The 419-nt window shown below is 73.0% G+C and carries 1 pseudogene; it reads right to left on the bottom strand.

Annotated elements, in window-relative coordinates:
- Positions 1-50: 50 nt before the first annotated feature.
- Positions 51-419: pseudogene (locus DBR23_RS31780) on the bottom strand (P-type conjugative transfer protein TrbL); the annotation flags it as partial.

Here is a 419-nt window from a genome sequence, read left to right as displayed (position 1 = left end):
CGCACCTGCGGCTTCTTGAATCGCATGGTCAGTTCTCCTTATGAATCGCTTTATTCGTCGGAGCCGCGCAGGCTCGGCCCCTGGCCGGAGCCGCCGCCATCGCCACCGCGCAGCGTGTGGGCGGTGGTGGTCGCGGCGTGGGTGAGTTGCTGGCGGCGATGCAGGCGCTTGGCCCAAGCGGGCCGTTCCTGTGTCTGCGCCGTAGCGGCGCCGGATGCGGCCTCGCCTGCGGCACCCTGACCGAATGCCGCGCCCGCGCCACCATCGGCAGCAGCGCCATTCCAGCCAGCGTGGAAGGGAGCGGCCATGCGTTGCCCGGCAGCGGAAGCGCGGGATGCAGCGCCTCGCCCGGCCGCCCGCGCGCCGGTCTTGGCGACGTTGCCCAGGCCCGCCATCGCGCCCTTTGCGCCGCCGCCAGC

The sequence above is a fragment of the Acidovorax sp. HMWF018 genome, assembly GCF_003061035.1.
Taxonomy (GTDB): domain Bacteria; phylum Pseudomonadota; class Gammaproteobacteria; order Burkholderiales; family Burkholderiaceae_C; genus Acidovorax; species Acidovorax delafieldii.
This window is presented reverse-complemented; position numbering and strand designations above follow the sequence as displayed.